Below are 18,280 nucleotides of genomic sequence, written 5' to 3'. Positions count from 1 at the left end.
TACAGGGTAAAGATGCGGTAAAGCTCCCACTAAGGCCGCCGCCACGACTGCCTTTTGTGTATTACCCATAGCTATAATCCGGAAATCTATCGAAGAAGGGACTCCGCCGTGCATCGGCTCTGGATCGCCACAGGACTTATCGTCAGCCTGCTCCTGGGTCTGCCGGCTATGGCCACGGCTGCGCCGACGGCCGAGGAAAGCTGGTCGATCCTGCTCGACAAGTCGGCCCAGCTGACCTTCGACGAGGTCCAGGCCCAGAGCTCGCGCTTCCAGCCCCTCGACCGCCTCGCCTTCACCCTCCCCGCTTCGCCCCAGGCCATCTGGCTGAAAGTCGACACCACCGCCCTCTCCGCTCCGCACTGGCTGTGGCTGTTCGCTCCGCGCGTGCAGCACCTGGACTTCTACCTAGTCAAGGATGGCGTACTGGAGCAGCAGCTGCGCACCGGCGAGGCCCTGACCCTCAGCTCGCGGCCGCTGCCGTCGCGGGCCTACCTGTTCAGCCTGCCCAACGACAACCAGCCGCGGGTCGCCTACCTGCGCATGACCTCCAACCACGCGCTGATGATGTGGTTCAAGGTGATCGACGAGACCCAGCTGGTCGCCCAAGAGAAGCCGGCCTACCTGTTCGGCGCCCTGCTCGGCGGCCTGCTGCTGCTGGCCCTGTTCAACCTGCTGCGCATGGCCTACTCGCCGACCGCCAGCAACTTGTGGCTGGCCGGCATGCACGTCGCCCTGGCCCTGTGCGCCACCGCCAATATCGGCCTGCTGGCAGTGCTGCTGCCGGAGCAGAGCTACAACCAGTCGCTGATCGCCGACCTGGCGGCGCTGACCGCCGCCCTGTGCATCCTCGGCTACACCCGCTTCTTCTTCAGCGGCAGCCCAGCCGAGCGCAGCGCGCTGCGTCACGTGCTGCACCTGGAATTCGCCGTGCTCGCCGCGGCCGCCGCCATGATCGGTTTCAGCGGCCTGTTCTGGCACAGCTGGTTGGTCTACGGCCTGGTGGTGCTGGTAGCGCTGACCGTGCCGGCCGTGGCCTTCGTGCACTGGCGCGGCGGCTATCGCCCGGCGCGCCTGATCTTCGCCGGCATGCTGATCTTCGATATCGGCTTCGCCACCCTCGGCCCGGTGCTGTTCGGCTTCGACCAGCTCAACCCCGGCTGGCTGGTGCTGAGCCTGTTCAGCGTGGCCATGGTCGCCGGCCTGGTGCTCAGCATCGCGCTGTCCGAGCGCCAGCGGCAGATTCAGAGCGACACCCTGTTCCGCCGCACCAGCGAGGCCGCCACCAGCGCCGAGCTGAAGGCCAAGGCCGAGTTCCTGGCCAAGATGAGCCACGAGATCCGCACCCCCATGAACGGCGTGCTGGGCATGACCGAGCTGCTGCTCGGCACTCCGCTGTCGGCCAAGCAGCGCGACTACGTGCAGACCATCCACAGCTCCGGCAACGAGCTGCTGACCCTGATCAACGAGATTCTCGACATCTCCAAGCTGGAGTCCGGGCAGATCGAGCTGGACGACGTGCAGTTCGACCTCAATGCGCTGATCGACGACTGCCTGGACATCTTCCGCGCCAAGGCCGAGCAGCAGAAGGTCGAGCTGATCAGCTTCACCCAGCCGCAGGTGCCGCGCGTAATCAGCGGCGACCCGACGCGCCTGCGGCAGATTCTCATGAGCCTGCTGGACAACGCCTTCCGCCAGACCGACGAGGGCGAGATCCTGCTGGTGGTGGCGCTGGACAGCGAAGCCAAGGAACCACGCCTGCGCATCGCCGTGCAGGACAGCGGCCGTCCGCTGGAGCCGAGCGAGCGCGACGCGTTGCTCAACACCCAGCTGCACAGCAGCGACTTCCTCAGCGCCAGCAAGCTCGGCGGCCGCCTGGGCCTGATCATCGCGCGCCAGTTGGTGCGCCTGATGGAAGGCGAGTTCGGCGTGCAGAGCGGCGGCAGCGCCGGCAGCACCCTGTGGCTGACCCTGCCGCTCGACCCGCAACGCCTGGAACAACCCACCGCCGATCTCGACGGCCCGCTGCAGGGCGCGCGCCTGCTGGTGGTGGACGACAACGAGACCTGCCGCAAGGTGCTGCAGCAGCAGTGCACGGCCTGGGGTCTGCAGGTCAGCGCCGTGGCGTCCGGCAAGGAGGCCCTGGCCCTGCTGCGTACCAAGGCGCACCTTCGCGAGTTCTTCGATGCGGTGCTGCTGGACCAGGAAATGCCCGGCATGACCGGCATGCAACTGGCCGCCAAGATCAAGGAAGACCCCAACCTCAACCATGACATCCTGCTGATCATGCTCACCGGCATCAGCAACGCGCCGAGCAAGATCATCGCGCGCAACGCCGGGATCAAGCGCATCCTGGCCAAGCCGGTGGCCGGTTACACGCTGAAGACCACCCTGGCCGACGAGCTGGCCCAGCGCCAGGCCGGCGCGCCGCAACAGCTGCAGGTCGACAGCGGGCCGCTGCAGGTGCCCGAAGACTTCCGCATTCTGGTCGCCGAGGACAACAGCATTTCCACCAAGGTCATCCGCGGCATGCTGAGCAAGCTCAACCTGCGCCCTGATACCGCCAGCAACGGCGAGGAAGCCCTGCGCGCCATGCAGGAGCAGCAGTACGACCTGGTGCTGATGGATTGCGAGATGCCGGTGCTCGATGGCTTCTCCGCCACCGAGCAGCTGCGCGCCTGGGAGCAGCGCGAGCAGCGCGAGCGCACGCCGGTGGTGGCACTGACCGCGCACATCCTCGCCGAGCACAAGGAGCGCGCGCGCCAGGTCGGCATGGACGGTCACATGTCCAAGCCGGTGGAGATGTCGCAACTGCGTGACCTGATCGCCCACTGGGTGGGCGAACGCGAACGCCGCCAGCGCGACGCCCTGCCCTCCTGATAGGCTGGCGGTGGTCGACCATCGCCTTCTATGCTGTGCCCGTCTGCCCCTGAAGAGCCCTGTCCATGCTGTCGCTGCTGTTCACCGTCTATCTGAAGATGCTGGTCCTCTACAGCCCGTTCTTCGTGCTGTCCTGCTTCATCAGCCTGACCCCGGGCTACAGCGCCAAGGAGCGCAAGAGGCTGGCCTGGAAGGTGGCACTCGGCACCCTGGTGTCCAGCGTGCTGCTCTACCTGTTCGGCCAGACCATCTTCGAGATCTTCGGCATCACCGCCGACGCCTTCCGCATCGGCGCCGGTAGCGTGCTGTTCATCTCCGCCCTGGGCATGGCCCAAGGCAAGTCGGCGGTGCAGGCCGACAACGTGCAGCAGGACGTCACCATCGTGCCGCTGACAATTCCGCTCACCGTCGGTCCCGGCACCATCGGTGCGCTGCTGGTGATGGGCATCAGCCAGCCGGAGTGGGACGACAAGCTGTCCGCCATCATCGCCATCGCCATTGCCAGCGCCACCGTCGGCCTGGTGCTGTATCTCTCCGACAAGGTCGAGCGCCTACTCGGCCAGCAGGGCCTGCAGATTCTCAGCCGCCTGATGGGCCTGTTCGTCTGCGCCCTGGCCGCGCAGATCATCTTCACCGGCGTGCGCGGCTACCTCGCCCCCTGACTCCCGCCCCCTCCTAGCGCACCACCCCGGCCCGTCGGCCCCCAAACGGGGCGGCGGCGGCTCTTTGCACGCGCGCACTGGAGATAAATAGCTTACAAAACAATCAGTTATAGAACTGGCACAACATCTGCTCTGGGAATTCCAACTTGGATACAAGAAGGAATCTAGAAAGATGTCCCATCCCGGATTCGGCTGGACCCTCGGCGAATGGCAGCAGGCCTATCGCCGCGAGAACCTGCAACCAAGCGTGCTCGCTGAACTGCTCGCGCAACTGAAGAGCGACGATCCGGCCTGGATCGCCCTGGCTACCCCGGCTCAGCTGCAGGCCCAGCTCGACGCCCTGGCCGAACACCTGGCCGAAGCCTCCGGTGACCTGAGCAAGCTGCCGCTGTATGGCGTGCCCTTCGCCATCAAGGACAACATCGACGCCGCCGGCTGGCCAACCACCGCCGCCTGCCCCGAGTTCGCCTATACGGCCGAGAACGACGCCACGGTGGTTGCCAAACTGCGAGCCGCCGGCGCCATCCTGATCGGCAAGACCAACCTCGACCAGTTCGCCACCGGCCTGGTCGGCACCCGCTCGCCCTATGGCGCGGTGCCCAACAGCTTCGATGCGGAGTACGTCAGCGGTGGCTCCAGTTCCGGTTCCGCCAGCGTGGTCGCGCGCGGTCTGGTGGCCTTCGCCCTGGGTACCGACACCGCCGGCTCCGGACGCGTGCCGGCCGGCTTCAACAATATCGTCGGGCTCAAGCCGACCAAGGGCTGGCTGTCCACCCGCGGCCTGGTGCCGGCCTGCCGTACGCTGGACTGCATCTCAGTGTTCGCCCTGACCGTGGCCGATGCCCAGGTCGTAGCTAGCCTCGCAGGTGGCTTCGATGCCAGCGATGCCTACAGCCGCAAGAACCCCAACAGCGCCAAGGCCGGCATGCCGGCCAAGCCGCACCTGGCCGTACCGGCCACGCCCGAGTTCTTCGGCGATGTGCAGAACCAGGCCGTGTTCGAGCAGGCCCTGGGCAAGCTGCGCGAGCTGGGCGCCGAACTGGTGGAGATCGACTTCACGCCCTTCCGGCAACTGGCCGAGCAGCTCTACTACGGCTCCTGGGTCGCCGAGCGCACGGTGGCGCTGGAAGACGTCGACGCGGCGCACATCAACCCGGTGGTGCGCGGCATCGTCGAGAATGGCGAGAAATACAGCGCCTGCGACGCCTACAAGGCCGAGTACATCCGCGCCGAGCTGGCGCGCAAGATCAACGAGACCCTGGCCGGATTCGACGCGCTGGTGGTGCCGACCTCGCCGACCATCCGCACCCTCGCCGAGATGACAGCCGAACCGGTGCTGTTCAACAGCCAGTTCGGCACCTACACCAACTTCACCAACCTCGCCGATCTCGCCGCCCTGGCCCTGCCTGCCGGCTTCCGCGCCGATGGCCTGCCCGCCGGCATCACCCTGCTCGCCCCCGCCTGGCACGATCAGGCTCTGGCCGCGTTCGGCCAGCGCTGGCAGCAGTTCCTCGCCTTGCCGCTGGGCGCCACCCAACGCGCCCTGCCCGCCCAGCCGAGCATCGGCCAGGCGCCGGGCAGCGTGCGGGTCGCTGTGGTCGGCGCGCACCTCACCGGCATGCCGCTGAACTTCCAGCTGCTCACCCGCGACGCGGTGCTGGTCGAGCAGACCACCAGCGCCGCCAGCTACCGGCTGTATGCCCTGCCTGGCACCGTGCCGCCCAAGCCGGGCCTGGCGCGCGTCGCCCAGGACGGCGCCGAGATCATCGTCGAGCTATGGGATGTGCCGCAGGCGCGCTTCGGCGAATTCGTCGCCGAGATCCCGCCGCCACTGGGCATCGGCAACCTGCAGCTGGCCGACGGGCGCTGGGTCAAGGGATTCATCTGCGAGCCCTACGCGCTCGAAGGGGCGCGGGATATCACCAGCTTCGGCGGCTGGCGCGCCTTCATCGCCAGCCTCAAGGGCTGAGTCCATGCCCAAGCGCGCAGCGCCACCCAGTCTGGCCGACGCCATCTACCGGCAGCTCAAGGAGGACATCTTCGAGTTCCGCCTGCTGCCGGGCGATCGCTTCAGCGAGGGCGAGGTGGCCGAGCGCATGGCGGCCAGCCGCACGCCGGTGCGCCAGGCGCTGTACCGCCTGCAGCGCGAGGGCCAGGTGCAAGTGCACTTCCGCAGCGGCTGGCAGGTCAGCCCGCTGGATTTCGAGCAGTTCGAGGAGCTCTACGACCTGCGCATCCTGCTCGAACTGGAGGCGGTGGCGCGCCTGTGCCGGCGCCCCGAAGTCGAGCCGAGCCCCGCACTGCAACAACTCAGTTGCACCTGGTTGGTGCAACCCGAGCAGCGCCTGCGGGACGGCAGGGCGGTTTCCCTGCTCGATGAACAGTTTCATTGCCAGCTGGTGGAGGCCGGCGGCAATCGCGAGATGGCACGCGTGCACCTGGAGGTCACCGAGAAGATCCGCATTCTAAGGCGCCTGGACTTCACCCAGACGCCACGGATTGCCGCCACCTACGACGAACACGGACGGATTCTTGGCGCGATCCTCGCGCGCCGTTGCGAAGAGGCACAGCTATTGCTCAGGACCCATATCGAGGAGAGCAAGGCGGAAGTGCGCAAGATCACCCTGCACATGTTGCACAGCGCTCGACAGAAGGTGCCGGCGACGCGGGGTGAGGGCGATGACCTTGGTTCCACTGCCACAACGGATAACAACAACCCAGCAGTTCAACACTCAAGTTCGTGAATGGAGATCGCACTATGCAACGTCGCAGCCTGATCAAGGCCTTCACTCTTTCCGCTTCCATCGCCGCCATGGGCATGACCTGGACCGTACAGGCCGCCGAGACCATCAAGGTCGGCATCCTGCACTCGCTGTCCGGCACCATGGCGATCTCCGAGACCTCGCTGAAAGACATGGCGCTGATGACCATCGACGAGATCAACGCCAAGGGTGGCGTCAATGGCAAGCAACTGGAAGCGGTGGTGGTCGACCCGGCCTCCAACTGGCCGCTGTTCGCCGAGAAGGCGCGCCAGCTGCTGACCCAGGACAAGGTCGACGTGGTCTTCGGCTGCTGGACCTCGGTCTCGCGCAAGTCCGTGCTGCCGGTGTTCGAGGAGCTCAACGGCCTGCTGTTCTACCCGGTGCAGTACGAGGGCGAAGAGATGTCGCCGAACGTGTTCTACACCGGCGCGGCGCCAAACCAGCAGGCCATCCCGGCCGTGGAATACCTGATGAGCGAAGACGGCGGCGGCGCCAAGCGCTACTTCCTGCTGGGCACCGACTACGTCTACCCGCGTACCACCAACAAGATCCTGCGCAGCTTCCTGCACAGCAAGGGCGTGGCCGACAAGGACATCGAAGAGGTCTACACCCCCTTCGGTCATAGCGACTATCAAACCATTGTCGCCAACATCAAGAAGTTCTCCGCCGGCGGCAAGACTGCGGTGATCTCCACCGTCAACGGCGACTCCAACGTGCCGTTCTACAAGGAACTGGCCAACCAGGGCATCGAAGCCACCGACATCCCGGTGGTGGCCTTCTCGGTCGGCGAGGAAGAACTGCGCGGCATCGACACCAAGCCGCTGGTAGGCCAACTGGCTGCCTGGAACTACTTCCAGTCGGTGGACAACTCGGTCAACAGCGCCTTCGTCGACAAGTGGAAGGCCTACGCCAAGGCCAAGAACCTGCCGAACTACCAGACCGCAGTGACCAACGACCCGATGGAAGCCACCTACGTCGGCATCAACATGTGGGCCCAGGCCGTGGAAAAGGCCGGCACCACCGACGTCGACAAGGTGCGCGATGCCCTGGCCGGCCAGACCTTCGCCGCGCCGAGCGGCTACACCCTGACCATGGACAAGACCAACCACCACCTGCACAAGCCGGTGATGATCGGCGAAGTCCAGGAAGACGGTCAGTTCTCCATCGTCTGGCAGACCGAAGGCCCACTGCGCGCCCAGCCGTGGAGCCCCTTCATCCCCGGCAACGACAAGAAGCCGGACTACGCGGTGAAGTCCAACTAAGCAAAGCCCCTCTCCCTAGCCCTCTCCCACCAGTGGGAGAGGGAACGGTCTGGCGTTGCTTGCTACACCTTAGCAACGCCGGGGCGTTCCCTCCCCTTTCCCGCTCACGGAAGAGGGGCCGGGGTGGCCCGCACAGGGAGAGGGTGTTCGTAGCCTGGATGCACTCCGGGCCACGGCTCCACTCGAAGGACTGTTCCAACATGCCCACTGCCCTTACCCGAATCCTGCTGTCACTGGCGCTGCTGTTGCCACTGACCGCTCATGCCGGCGATGCCAGCGACTTCGTCGCCGCCAACCCGGCCAAGCAGGCCAAGCTCCTCGAGAGCTGGGCCGCACAACCCGATGCCACTCGCCAGCCGCTGCTCGACGCCCTGCAGCAGGGCCGCGTCGGCGTCGACGCAAACAAGGCCGCCTTCTATGAAGTTGACGGCAGCTGGCAAGCCGCCGAAGCAACTGCCATCGCCGAAGGCACGCCGAAGAAGCTGCGCCTGAACAACCGCCTGCGCGGCCTGCTGGCCAACGTGCAGGCCAGCCAGCAACTGCTCGCCGACGATGCAGCCACGCGCCTGGCCGCCGCCCAACAGCTGCAGAGGAGCGCCAAGCCGGCCCAGCTGGAACTGCTCAACGCCCGCGTCGCCGGCGAACAGGACGAAGGCGTGCGCGCCGCCCTGGCCCTGGCCCTGGCCAACCTGCAACTGGTCGACACCGACCCGCAGATCCGCCTGAAAGCCGTGCGCCTGCTCGGCGAAAGCGGCGACCCGCTGGCCCGTACCCGTCTGGAAGGCCTGCTGGCCGAAGGCGTGGAAAACGACGCCGCAGTCCGCACCGCCGCCGAGACCAGCCTGGCCCAGGTCAAGCGCCGCCTGCTGGTCGGCGAGCTGCTCGGCCAGGCCTTCAGCGGTCTGAGCCTCGGCTCGATCCTGCTGCTGGCCGCCCTGGGTCTGGCCATCACCTTCGGCCTGCTCGGGGTGATCAACATGGCCCACGGCGAGATGCTGATGCTTGGCGCCTACACCACCTACATGGTGCAGATCGCCTTCCAGAAGTTCGCCCCCGGCTACCTCGCCCTCTACCCGCTGGCCGCCCTGCCCGTGGCCTTCTTCGTCACCGCCGCCATCGGCATGGCGCTGGAGCGCACGGTGATCCGTCATCTCTACGGCCGCCCGCTGGAAACCCTGCTGGCGACCTGGGGCATCAGCCTGATTCTGATCCAGGCCGTGCGGGTGATCTTCGGCGCGCAGAACGTCGAGGTCGCGAACCCCGGCTGGCTGTCCGGCGGCGTGCAAGTGCTGCCCAATCTGGTGCTGCCGTATAGCCGCATGGTGATCATCGGCTTCGCGCTCTTTGTGGTTGCCTTGACCTGGCTGCTGCTGAACAAGACCCGCCTGGGCCTCAACGTCCGCGCCGTGACGCAGAACCGCAATATGGCCGCCTGCTGCGGCGTACCCACCGGCCAGGTGGACATGCTCGCCTTCGGCCTCGGCTCCGGAATCGCCGGCCTCGGCGGTGTGGCCCTGTCGCAGATCGGCAACGTCGGCCCGGACCTGGGCCAGAGCTACATCATCGACTCCTTCCTGGTAGTGGTGCTCGGCGGCGTCGGCCAACTGGCCGGTAGCGTGTTGGCGGCCTTCGGCCTCGGCATCGCCAACAAGCTGCTGGAGCCGCAGATCGGCGCCGTGCTCGGCAAGATCCTGATCCTCGCGCTGATCATTCTGTTTATCCAGAAACGTCCGCAAGGCCTCTTCGCTCTCAAGGGACGGGTGATCGACTGATGACCATGCCACTCAATCAAACGCTTCTCGCACGGGCGAGCAACGCCATCGGCCCGAAGGCTTCTCTAACCGTCGGCGGCCTGATCCTGCTGGTGCTGCTGGCCATGCCGCTGCTGCACCTGCTGCCGGCGGACAACGCCCTGCACGTCTCGGCCTATGGCCTGACCCTAGTCGGCAAGATCCTCTGCTACGCCATCGTCGCGTTGGCGCTGGATCTGGTCTGGGGCTACGCCGGCATGCTCTCGCTGGGCCACGGCCTGTTCTTCGCCCTCGGCGGCTACGCCATGGGCATGTATCTCATGCGTCAAAGCGCGGGGGATGGCCTGCCGGCGTTCATGAGCTTCCTCGCCTGGACCGAATTGCCCTGGTACTGGTACGGCACCAGCAACTTCCTCTGGGCCCTGTGCCTGGTGGTGCTGGCGCCCGGCCTGCTGGCCCTGGTGTTCGGCTTCTTCGCCTTCCGCTCGCGGATCAAGGGCGTGTACTTCTCGATCATGACCCAGGCGCTGACCTTCGCCGGCATGCTGCTGTTCTTCCGTAATGAAACGGGGTTTGGCGGCAATAACGGCTTCACCAATTTCAGGACGATACTCGGCTTCGACATCACCGCGCCGGGCACCCGCGCCTTTCTGTTCTTCTGCACCGTGCTGCTGCTGGCCGGCAGCCTGGCGCTGGGCTTCGCCCTGGCGCGCAGCAAGTTCGGCCGGGTGCTCACCGCCCTGCGCGACGCGGAGAACCGCCTGATGTTCTGCGGCTACGATCCGCGCGGCTACAAGCTGTTTATCTGGGTGCTCTCCGCCGTTCTGTGCGGCCTGGCTGGCGCGCTGTACGTGCCGCAAGTGGGCATCATCAACCCCAGCGAGATGTCGCCGACCAACTCCATCGAGGCCGCCATCTGGGTCGCCCTCGGCGGTCGCGGCACGCTGATCGGCCCACTGCTCGGCGCCGGCCTGGTCAACGGCATGAAGAGCTGGTTCACCGTGGCCTTCCCTGAATACTGGCTGTTCGCCCTGGGCGCGCTATTCATCGTCATCACCCTGTTCCTGCCCAAAGGGGTCATAGGACTGCTGCGCAAGGAGAAGGACCAATGAGAGCCGCTCCGGTACCCGAATTCATGCTCGAACCCGCCTTCGACCCGGCCGGCAGCGGCCGCGATGCGGTCGGCCTCGGCAGCGCCGCGGCCAAGGGCCTGGATGTGCGCCATGGCACCATCCTTACTCTGGAAGGCATCAACGTCAGCTTCGACGGCTTCCGCGCCATCACCGACCTCAACCTGTACATCGGTGTCGGCGAACTGCGCTGCATCATCGGCCCCAATGGCGCCGGCAAGACCACCATGATGGACGTGATCACCGGCAAGACCCGCCCGGACAATGGCCACGCCTACTTCGGCGAGACCCTCGACCTGACTCAGATGAGCGAGGTCGAGATCGCCCAGGCCGGCATCGGCCGCAAGTTCCAGAAGCCCACGGTGTTCGAGGCGCTGAGTGTGTTCGAGAACCTGGAGCTGGCACTGAAGACCGACAAATCGGTATGGGCCAGCCTGCGCGCCCGCCTCTCCGGCGCGCAGAAGGAGCGTATCGAGGAAGTGTTGACCACCATTCGCCTGGAAGGCTCGCGCCATCGCCCGGCCGGGCTGCTGTCGCACGGCCAGAAGCAGTTCCTCGAGATCGGCATGCTGCTGGTCCAGGACCCGCAACTGCTGCTGCTCGACGAGCCGGTGGCCGGCATGACCGACGCCGAGACTGAGTTCACCGCCGAGCTGTTCAAGTCGCTGGCGCGCAAGCACTCGCTGATGGTGGTCGAGCACGACATGGGCTTCGTCGGCACCATCGCCGACCATGTCACCGTGCTGCACCAGGGCAGCGTGCTGGCCGAGGGCTCACTGGAAGAAGTGCAGGCCAACGAACGGGTTATCGAAGTCTATCTGGGGCGCTGAACCATGCTGCAAGTCGACAAACTCCACCAGTACTACGGCGGCAGCCACATCCTGCGCGGCCTGTCCTTCGAGGCCAAGGTTGGCGAAGTCACCTGCCTGCTCGGCCGCAACGGCGTGGGCAAGACCACATTGCTGAAATGCCTGATGGGCCTGATCCCGGCCAAGGAAGGCAGCATCGCCTGGGAGGGCCAGACCATCAACGGTCACAAGCCGCATCAGCGCGTGCACGCCGGCATCGCCTACGTCCCGCAGGGCCGCGAGATCTTCCCGCGCCTGACCGTGGAAGAGAACCTGCTGATGGGCCTCTCCCGTTTCGGCGCCAGCGAGGCGAAGACCGTCCCCGAGTTCATCTACGAGCTGTTCCCGGTGCTGCGCGAGATGAAGCAGCGCCGTGGCGGCGACCTCTCCGGCGGCCAGCAGCAACAGTTGGCCATCGGCCGCGCGCTGGCCAGCAAGCCGCGCCTGCTGATCCTCGACGAGCCCACCGAGGGTATCCAGCCCTCGGTGATCAAGGAGATCGGCGTGGTCATCAGAAAACTCGCGGAACGCGGCGATATGGCCATCCTGCTGGTCGAGCAGTTCTATGACTTCGCCGCCGAGCTGGCCGACCAGTACCTCGTGATGAGCCGCGGCGAGATCGTCCAGCAGGGCCGTGGCGAAACCATGGAGGCCGACGGCGTGCGCGGGCTGGTGGCAATCTGAGGCAGGCGGGTGCGTCGCGCCCGCTCCTACTGCAGCGAATCCACCAGAAAATTCAGCCGCGTCGGCTGCTCGCCTTCCAGGACTGGCAGCTCGGCCTCGTCTTTGAGGCTGACGCCAGACAGCTTGCGCCGGCAGGCCTCGCGCATCAGGTACAGAAGCTTGTGCGCGGCCACACCGTAGCTCATCCCCTCCAGGCGTACGTTGGAGATGCAGTTGCGAAAGGCATCGGTGAGGCCGACTTTCGGCGCGTAGGTGAAATACAGGCCGAGGCTGTCCGGCGAACTCAGCCCCGGACGCTCGCCGATCAGGATCACCACCATCTTCGCGCCGAGCAGCTCGGCCACCTCGTCGGCCACCGCCACCCGCCCCTGGCGCACCACGCAGAGCGGCGCCAGCGACCAGTCATCGCCGCTCATCTGCTCGCGCAGGCGGGCGAGGAAAGGCGTGGCATGTCGCTCGATGGCCAAAGCCGACAGGCCGTCGGCGATGACAATGGCCAGGTCGTAGCCCTGCGGGTGCTCGGCGCGGTGGTCGCGCAGGCGCTGCGCCGAAGCAGCGTCCAGGCGTCGCCCCAGGTCGGGGCGCTGCAGGTAGGTATGCCGGTCGCTGGCCGCGCTGTGCAGCTGCAGCACCGGCAGCCCCTGGCTGGCCAGGTCCTCGGCCAGCGCCTCGGCATGCAACGGCAGGTGCACGGCGTCGCGCGCCTGGGCATGGGCGAACTGGAAATCCAGCTGCGCCGCCGTGGGCAGGCTGGTGCCGGCACGGCCCAGGGCGACTCGCGCCGGGGTCAGGCGGCGCAGTTCCTGCCAGGGGTTGTCGATGGCACCGCTCAGTGGCTTGTCGTCTTTCACCGCTTGTTTCCTTGTGTCGCTCCCGCGGGTTGCCCCCGCCCTAAACATCGTAGGGCGAGTGCAACCCGCGAGCTGTTCTAGCCCAGTTGCGCCAGTGCCTGGCGGAAGGCCGGCGGCAAGCCGCCGCCGAGGCGTACCTGGCCATCGCGCTGGGAGAGGATTTCCATGCGCTCCAGCCACGCCTCGAACTCCGGCGCGGGCTTGAGGCCAAGCACCTGACGCGCGTAGAGCGCGTCGTGGAATGAGGTGGTCTGGTAGTTGAGCATCACGTCGTCGGAGCCGGGGATGCCCATGATGAAGTTGATGCCGGCCGTACCGAGCAGGGTCAGCAGGGTGTCCATGTCGTCCTGGTCGGCCTCGGCATGGTTGGTGTAGCAGATGTCGCAGCCCATCGGCACGCCGAGCAGCTTGCCGCAGAGGTGGTCCTCCAGCCCGGCGCGGATGATCTGCTTGCCGTTGTACAGGTACTCGGGGCCGATGAAGCCGACCACGGTATTGACCAGAAACGGCTTGTAGTGGCGCGCCACCGCATAGGCGCGCACCTCGCAGGTCTGCTGGTCGACGCCGTGGTGGGCGTTGGCCGACAGCGCGCTGCCCTGGCCGGTCTCGAAGTACATCAGGTTGTCGCCCAGGGTGCCGCGCTTCTGCGACAGCCCGGCCTCGTAACCCTCCTGCAGCACCTGCAGGGTGATGCCGAAGCCGGCGTTGGCCGCCTCGGTGCCGGCGATGGACTGGAACACCAGGTCCACCGGCGCGCCGCGCTCGATGGCGGCGATGGAGCTGGTGACGTGGGTCAGCACGCAGGCCTGGGTGGGGATCTCGTAGCGCTGGATGATCGCGTCGAGCATCTTCAGCAGGTCGGTGAGCGCGCCCAGGCTATCGGTGGCCGGGTTGATGCCGAACATGGCGTCGCCGTTGCCGTAGAGCAGGCCGTCGAGAATGCTGGCGGCGATGCCGGACGGATCGTCGGTCGGATGGTTGGGCTGCAGGCGCGTCGACATGCGTCCGCGCAGGCCCATGGTGTTGCGAAAACGAGTGACCACGCGGATCTTCTGCGCCACCAGGATCAGGTCCTGCACGCGCATGATTTTCGACACCGCCGCCACCATCTCCGGCGTCAGCCCCGGCGCCAGGGCACGCAGGCTGGCCTCGTCTGCGCGCTCGCCGAGCAGCCAGTCGCGGAAGCCGCCGACAGTGAGATGAGCGACCGGGGCGAAGGCCGCCGCGTCATGCGTGTCGATGATCAGCCGGGTGATCTCGTCGTCTTCGTAGGGAATCAGTGCCTCGCTCAGAAAATGCCTGAGCGGGATATTGGCCAACGCCATTTGTGCGGCGACACGCTCGGCATCGCTGCTGGCGGCCACGCCGGCCAGGTAGTCGCCGGAACGCGCCGGACTGGCCTTGGCCATGACCTCGCGCAGGCTGTCGAAGCGCCAGGTGTGATGGCCGACGGTATGGGCGAATGTGGCCATGGAGTACTCCTGAACAAGCGCCCGCCGTTGCCGGCGGGCGTGAAGCCATTACGGTTGCAGCAGAACGTCGGCCGGCACGGCGTCGCGCTGGGCGCCGGTCAGCAGGAAGTACACCATGCCGATGCTCATCAGGCCGAGGAACAGCAGCGCGATGGTGCCGTTGAACCAGATCATCGCGGCCAGGCACACCAGCGCCAGGACCAGGGCGATGCCCGGCACCACCGGGTAGCCCGGTGCCTTGAAGGTGCGCTCCAGGTTCGGCTCGCTCTTACGCAGCTTAAACAGGCTGAGCATGCTCATGATGTACATAACGATGGCGCCGAACACGCTCATGGTGATCATCGCCGCAGTCAGGCTCATGCCCTGCAGGGCGATCAGGCCGTCGCTGTAGATCGCCGCGATGCCGACCAGGCCACCGGCGATGATGGCGCGGTGCGGGGTGTGGAAGCGCGACAGCTTGGCCAGGGCCGGCGGCAGGTAGCCTGCGCGAGCCAGGGCGAAGAACTGCCGGGAGTAGCCGAGGATGATGCCGTGGAAGCTGGCCACCAGGCCGAACAGGCCGATCCACACCAGCATGTGCAGCCAGCCGGAGTTCTCGCCGACCACGGCCTTCATCGCCTGCGGCAGAGGGTCGTTGATGCCGGACAGGGCCTTCCAGTCGCCCACGCCACCGGCCATCACCATCACACCCATGGCCAGGAACACCAGGGTCAGGATGCCGGCGATATAGGCGCGCGGAATGGTACGTTTCGGGTCCTTGGCTTCCTCGGCTGCCATGGCTGCCCCCTCGATGGCGAGGAAGAACCAGATGGCGAACGGAATCGCGGCGAAGATACCGGCGATGGCCGGCATGCCGAACACGTCGCTACCGGCCCAGCCGTTGAGCACGAAGTTGCTGAAGCTGAAGCCCGGCGCGACCACACCCATGAACACCAGCAGCTCGGCGACCGCCAGCACGGTGACCACCAGCTCGAAGGTGGCGGCGATGCTGACGCCGAGGATGTTGAGAGTCATGAAGATGAGGTAGGCACCGACCGCCGCCAGCTTCGGGTCAAGCCCGGGGAACTGCACGTTGAGGTAGGCACCGATGGCCATGGCGATGGCCGGCGGAGCAAAGACGAATTCGATCAGGGTGGCCATGCCGGCGATCATCCCGCCGGTGGGGCCGAAGGCACGACGGCTGTAGGCGAAGGGCCCACCCGCATGCGGTATTGCAGTGGTCAGCTCGGTGAAGCTGAAGATGAAGCAGCTGTACATCGCCGCCACCATCAGCGTGGTGACCAGGAAGCCCAGCGTACCCGCCACGCCCCAGCCATAGCTCCAGCCAAAATATTCCCCGGAAATCACCAGACCCACGGCGATGCCCCACAGGTGCAGGGTGCCGAGCGTCGGTTTCAGTGTCGTTGTTGTCATTGCCAATTCCTCGATGTGAGAGCCACGTCAGACGTCGATCGCTTGGCGAGGATATCCAGCCAACCCCGGCCGAGACTTGACCTTGCAAAGTCCGCGCACGGCTGCAGAGTCAAGTCGTCACCAGGCCTGCAGACCGCTCTGCGCCGGGCTTTTGCGCCACATGGGTGCATTTCGGCGCGAACGCGCCCCAAGGCGATGCAGACAACTACCGAGATGAAAATGGCTTGGCCAGTCCAGAGCCTTCGCAGCGCGGGGCACGACTATTGCTAATCCCCTTCTCATCACCCTAGCGCGCCCGTCCATGTCCCTGAACATTCCTCATCCGCTGGCCATGACCGATGCCCCGAGCAATCTCGGCGTGCTGTCGGCCGCCGCCAGCGGACTGGATCGCTTCATCGGTATGCAGGGTGGCGATGCCGAGCGGGTCTTCGGCGTGGCCGGCATTGATCCCGACCTGCTGCTGCACCCGACGCTGAGCCTAAGCCTGAGCAACTACTGCAAGGTGCTGGAGGAAGCGGCCACGCAATCGGGCTGCGACAACTTCGGCCTGCGCTACGGCCAGCAGTTCCAGCCGCGCGCCCTCGGCCTGCTCGGCTATGTCGGGCTGTGCTCGGACAGCCTGGAGCAGGCGCTGCAGAACTTCGCTCGTGCCTTCCCCTATCACCAGCACGACACGCTGATCCGCCTGGTGGATATCGGCGAGTGCTACCGCTTCGACTACCAGGTGCGCCACCCGGCGATCCTCGACAAGCGCCAGGACGCCGAGCTGACCATGGGCATGGCGCTGAACCTGGTGCGTCATGTGCTGGGCCCGACCTGGGCGCCGCGCGCGGTGCTGTTCGAGCACGCGCGGCCGGAAGGCTGGCGCGAGCACCAGCAGGCGTTCGATGCGCCGGTGCTGTTCGCCCAGCCCTGCAACGCCCTGCTGATTCCCAAGCGCGACCTCGCCGGCCAGCTGATGCCCGAGCGCGACCCGGTGCTGCTGATGCTGGTGCAAGACGCCATCGCCCGCCTCGGCGGCCAGCAACACCAGCAATGCCTGGTCGACCAGGCGCGCGGCCTGGTGCGCGACGCGCTGCCGCTGGGCGAGCCGGCGCTTGAGCAGATCGCCGCGCACCTCGGCCTGACCCCGGCAGCATTGCAGCGGCGCCTGCGCGAACAGAACCTGTGCTTTTCTGCGCTGATCGACCAGGTGCGCCGCGAACTGGCCCTGCACTACCTGCGCCGGCGCCTGCCGGTCAGCGAACTGGCGCCGCTGCTCGGCTACTCCGAGACCAGCGCCTTCTCCCGTGCCTTCCGCCGCTGGTTCGACACCAGCCCGCGGCAATGGCTGCAGACGAGTACGGCCTGAACCTATGCCGCCACGCTACACTGCCGCCTCGTCCAGTCTGCCTGGAACCACCGCATGACCGCCGTTCAACCCGCGCTTTTCACCCCCGCGTGGCACGCCGAGCTGGAGCTGGCCTACGCCCGCCAACAGGAGTGGACGCGCCCCGTGCTGCGACGCTATCTCGGCCCGCTGCGGGTGCAGAAGCACCTGCATGCCGAGGGCCCGCAGGTGTGCCAGCACATCATCGTCCACCCGCCGGCGGGTATTGCCGGTGGCGACAGCCTGAATATCAGCGCCAGCGTTGGCGAACAGGCCTGGGCCCAGCTGACCAGCCCCGGCGCCGCCAAGTGGTACCGCGCCACCTGTCCGGCTCGGCAGCAGGTGGAGCTGCGCGTGGCGCCCGGCGCCACCCTGGAATGGCTGCCGCAGGAAACCATCGTCTACTCCGGCGCCCAGGCGGAACTGAGCACCCGCATCGAACTCAACGGCGATGCACGCCTGTGCTACTGGGACATCGTCGCCCTCGGCCGTCCGGCGGCCGGTGAGCGCTTCGCCACCGGCCACTTCCAGTCCGCCCTGGATGTCCGCCGCGACGGCCAGCCGCTGTGGCACGAACGCCAGCGAGTGATCGGCGGCGATGGCCTGCTCGACTCTCCCATCGGCCTGGATCGCCAGCCGGTGTTCGCTACCCTGCTGGTCAGCGGTGAGATCGATGGCGAACTGCTGGAACGCTGCCGCGAGCTACCCTGCCCGGCCGGCCAGACGGTGCGTGGTGACCTGACTCAACTGCCGGGCCTGGTCGTGGCCCGCTGCCTGGCCGGCGAGGCGCTGCACGCCCGCGCCTGGCTGATCGAACTCTGGCGCCTGTTGCGCCCTGCCCTGCTCGGCCGCGAGGCCGTGCCTCCGAGAATCTGGAGTACCTGATGGATCTTTCACCCCGCGAAAAGGACAAGCTGCTGATCTTCACCGCCGGCCTGGTCGCCGAGCGCCGTCTGGCGCGTGGCGTGAAGCTCAACTACCCGGAAGCCATGGCGCTGATCTCTGCCGCCCTGCTGGAAGGCGCGCGCGACGGCCGCACGGTGGCCGAGCTGATGCACTACGGCACCACTCTGCTGAGCCGCGAACAGGTGATGGAAGGTGTACCGGAGATGATTCCGGAGATCCAGATCGAAGCTACTTTCCCCGACGGCACCAAGCTGGTGACCGTCCACCAGCCGATTGCCTGAGGAAATCGTCCA

General features: G+C 66.6%; 15 protein-coding genes. 12 read left to right on the top strand and 3 right to left on the bottom strand.

What is annotated here, in order from left to right; genetic code table 11:
• Positions 1 to 108: 108 nt before the first annotated feature.
• The 9 genes from IB232_RS00385 (at position 109) to urtE (ending at position 11,976) form a co-directional block, all read left to right on the top strand.
• Complete coding sequence (locus IB232_RS00385; RefSeq protein ID WP_192396596.1) at positions 109 to 2,877, top strand: hybrid sensor histidine kinase/response regulator; 2,769 nt, start codon at positions 109 to 111, stop codon at positions 2,875 to 2,877.
• 68 nt (positions 2,878 to 2,945) lie between these two features.
• Positions 2,946 to 3,539, top strand: coding sequence for a MarC family protein (locus IB232_RS00380; RefSeq protein WP_412547705.1), 594 nt, complete (start codon positions 2,946 to 2,948; stop codon positions 3,537 to 3,539).
• Positions 3,540 to 3,711: 172 nt separating this feature from the next.
• A complete protein-coding gene (gene atzF / locus IB232_RS00375) occupies positions 3,712 to 5,508 on the top strand; it encodes an allophanate hydrolase (RefSeq protein ID WP_192396594.1) in 1,797 nt (598 codons plus the stop codon).
• 4 nt (positions 5,509 to 5,512) lie between these two features.
• Positions 5,513 to 6,283, top strand: a complete 771-nt coding sequence (locus IB232_RS00370) for a GntR family transcriptional regulator (protein WP_192396593.1) — start codon at positions 5,513 to 5,515, stop codon at positions 6,281 to 6,283.
• Positions 6,284 to 6,297: 14 nt separating this feature from the next.
• A complete protein-coding gene (gene urtA, locus IB232_RS00365; RefSeq protein ID WP_192396592.1) occupies positions 6,298 to 7,563 on the top strand; it encodes an urea ABC transporter substrate-binding protein in 1,266 nt (421 codons plus the stop codon).
• A gap of 200 nt (positions 7,564 to 7,763) precedes the next feature.
• Positions 7,764 to 9,335 carry an urea ABC transporter permease subunit UrtB gene (gene urtB, locus IB232_RS00360; RefSeq protein ID WP_192396591.1) on the top strand — a complete coding sequence of 524 codons (1,572 nt, stop codon included), beginning with the start codon at positions 7,764 to 7,766 and terminating at the stop codon, positions 9,333 to 9,335.
• Positions 9,335 to 10,426, top strand: a complete 1,092-nt coding sequence (gene urtC / locus IB232_RS00355; RefSeq protein ID WP_192396590.1) for an urea ABC transporter permease subunit UrtC — start codon at positions 9,335 to 9,337, stop codon at positions 10,424 to 10,426. The genes urtB and urtC overlap by 1 nt, the downstream gene beginning before the upstream one ends.
• A complete protein-coding gene (urtD, locus tag IB232_RS00350) occupies positions 10,423 to 11,274 on the top strand; it encodes an urea ABC transporter ATP-binding protein UrtD (RefSeq protein WP_192396589.1) in 852 nt (283 codons plus the stop codon). Before urtC ends, urtD begins: the two co-directional genes overlap by 4 nt.
• 3 nt (positions 11,275 to 11,277) lie before the next feature.
• Entirely contained in the window at positions 11,278 to 11,976 is a 699-nt protein-coding gene (gene urtE / locus IB232_RS00345) for an urea ABC transporter ATP-binding subunit UrtE (protein ID WP_192396588.1), read from the top strand.
• A 26-nt stretch (positions 11,977 to 12,002) separates the two neighbouring features.
• On the opposite strand, the gene eutC is transcribed toward urtE, so the two are convergent.
• From eutC to eat, 3 genes are all read right to left on the bottom strand, one after another.
• Positions 12,003 to 12,827 carry an ethanolamine ammonia-lyase subunit EutC gene (gene eutC / locus IB232_RS00340; protein ID WP_318652215.1) on the bottom strand — a complete coding sequence of 275 codons (825 nt, stop codon included), beginning with the start codon at positions 12,825 to 12,827 and terminating at the stop codon, positions 12,003 to 12,005.
• A gap of 77 nt (positions 12,828 to 12,904) precedes the next feature.
• Positions 12,905 to 14,299 (bottom strand): ethanolamine ammonia-lyase subunit EutB, encoded by a 1,395-nt coding sequence (locus tag IB232_RS00335; RefSeq protein ID WP_192396586.1) that lies wholly within the window; start codon positions 14,297 to 14,299, stop codon positions 12,905 to 12,907.
• Positions 14,300 to 14,347: 48 nt separating this feature from the next.
• On the bottom strand, positions 14,348 to 15,712 hold the full coding sequence (gene eat, locus IB232_RS00330) for an ethanolamine permease (protein ID WP_192396585.1): 1,365 nt from the start codon (positions 15,710 to 15,712) through the stop codon (positions 14,348 to 14,350).
• Positions 15,713 to 16,013: 301 nt separating this feature from the next.
• Between eat and IB232_RS00325 the strand changes: the two genes are divergently transcribed.
• The 3 genes from IB232_RS00325 to ureA are packed head-to-tail and all read left to right on the top strand — an operon-like array spanning position 16,014 to position 18,268.
• Positions 16,014 to 17,063 carry an AraC family transcriptional regulator gene (locus IB232_RS00325; protein WP_192396584.1) on the top strand — a complete coding sequence of 350 codons (1,050 nt, stop codon included), beginning with the start codon at positions 16,014 to 16,016 and terminating at the stop codon, positions 17,061 to 17,063.
• A gap of 54 nt (positions 17,064 to 17,117) precedes the next feature.
• Positions 17,118 to 17,966 (top strand): urease accessory protein UreD, encoded by an 849-nt coding sequence (locus IB232_RS00320; protein ID WP_192396583.1) that lies wholly within the window; start codon positions 17,118 to 17,120, stop codon positions 17,964 to 17,966.
• The gene (ureA, locus tag IB232_RS00315) at positions 17,966 to 18,268 is read left to right on the top strand and encodes an urease subunit gamma (protein WP_187804619.1); all 303 of its coding nucleotides are present in this window, start codon (positions 17,966 to 17,968) and stop codon (positions 18,266 to 18,268) included. Before IB232_RS00320 ends, ureA begins: the two co-directional genes overlap by 1 nt.
• Positions 18,269 to 18,280: the final 12 nt, after the last annotated feature.

Origin of the sequence: Pseudomonas sp. PDM15, from assembly GCF_014851565.1 — a bacterium.
Taxonomy (GTDB): Bacteria; Pseudomonadota; Gammaproteobacteria; order Pseudomonadales; family Pseudomonadaceae; genus Aquipseudomonas.
Note: the sequence above shows the minus strand (reverse complement) of the source record. Positions and strands in the feature narration are given on the sequence as shown.

Excerpts from the sequence above, each read along its gene's own strand:
- atzF (WP_192396594.1), top strand. The coding sequence starts at position 3,712 with ATGTCCCATCCCGGATTCGGCTGGACCCTCGGCGAATGGCAGCAGGCC.
- IB232_RS00370 (WP_192396593.1), top strand. The coding sequence starts at position 5,513 with ATGCCCAAGCGCGCAGCGCCACCCAGTCTGGCCGACGCCATCTACCGG.
- urtA (WP_192396592.1), top strand. The coding sequence starts at position 6,298 with ATGCAACGTCGCAGCCTGATCAAGGCCTTCACTCTTTCCGCTTCCATC.
- urtB (WP_192396591.1), top strand. The coding sequence starts at position 7,764 with ATGCCCACTGCCCTTACCCGAATCCTGCTGTCACTGGCGCTGCTGTTG.
- urtC (WP_192396590.1), top strand. The coding sequence starts at position 9,335 with ATGACCATGCCACTCAATCAAACGCTTCTCGCACGGGCGAGCAACGCC.
- urtD (WP_192396589.1), top strand. The coding sequence starts at position 10,423 with ATGAGAGCCGCTCCGGTACCCGAATTCATGCTCGAACCCGCCTTCGAC.
- urtE (WP_192396588.1), top strand. The coding sequence starts at position 11,278 with ATGCTGCAAGTCGACAAACTCCACCAGTACTACGGCGGCAGCCACATC.
- IB232_RS00335 (WP_192396586.1), bottom strand. The coding sequence starts at position 14,299 with ATGGCCACATTCGCCCATACCGTCGGCCATCACACCTGGCGCTTCGAC.
- eat (WP_192396585.1), bottom strand. The coding sequence starts at position 15,712 with ATGACAACAACGACACTGAAACCGACGCTCGGCACCCTGCACCTGTGG.
- IB232_RS00325 (WP_192396584.1), top strand. The coding sequence starts at position 16,014 with ATGTCCCTGAACATTCCTCATCCGCTGGCCATGACCGATGCCCCGAGC.
- IB232_RS00320 (WP_192396583.1), top strand. The coding sequence starts at position 17,118 with ATGACCGCCGTTCAACCCGCGCTTTTCACCCCCGCGTGGCACGCCGAG.
- ureA (WP_187804619.1), top strand. The coding sequence starts at position 17,966 with ATGGATCTTTCACCCCGCGAAAAGGACAAGCTGCTGATCTTCACCGCC.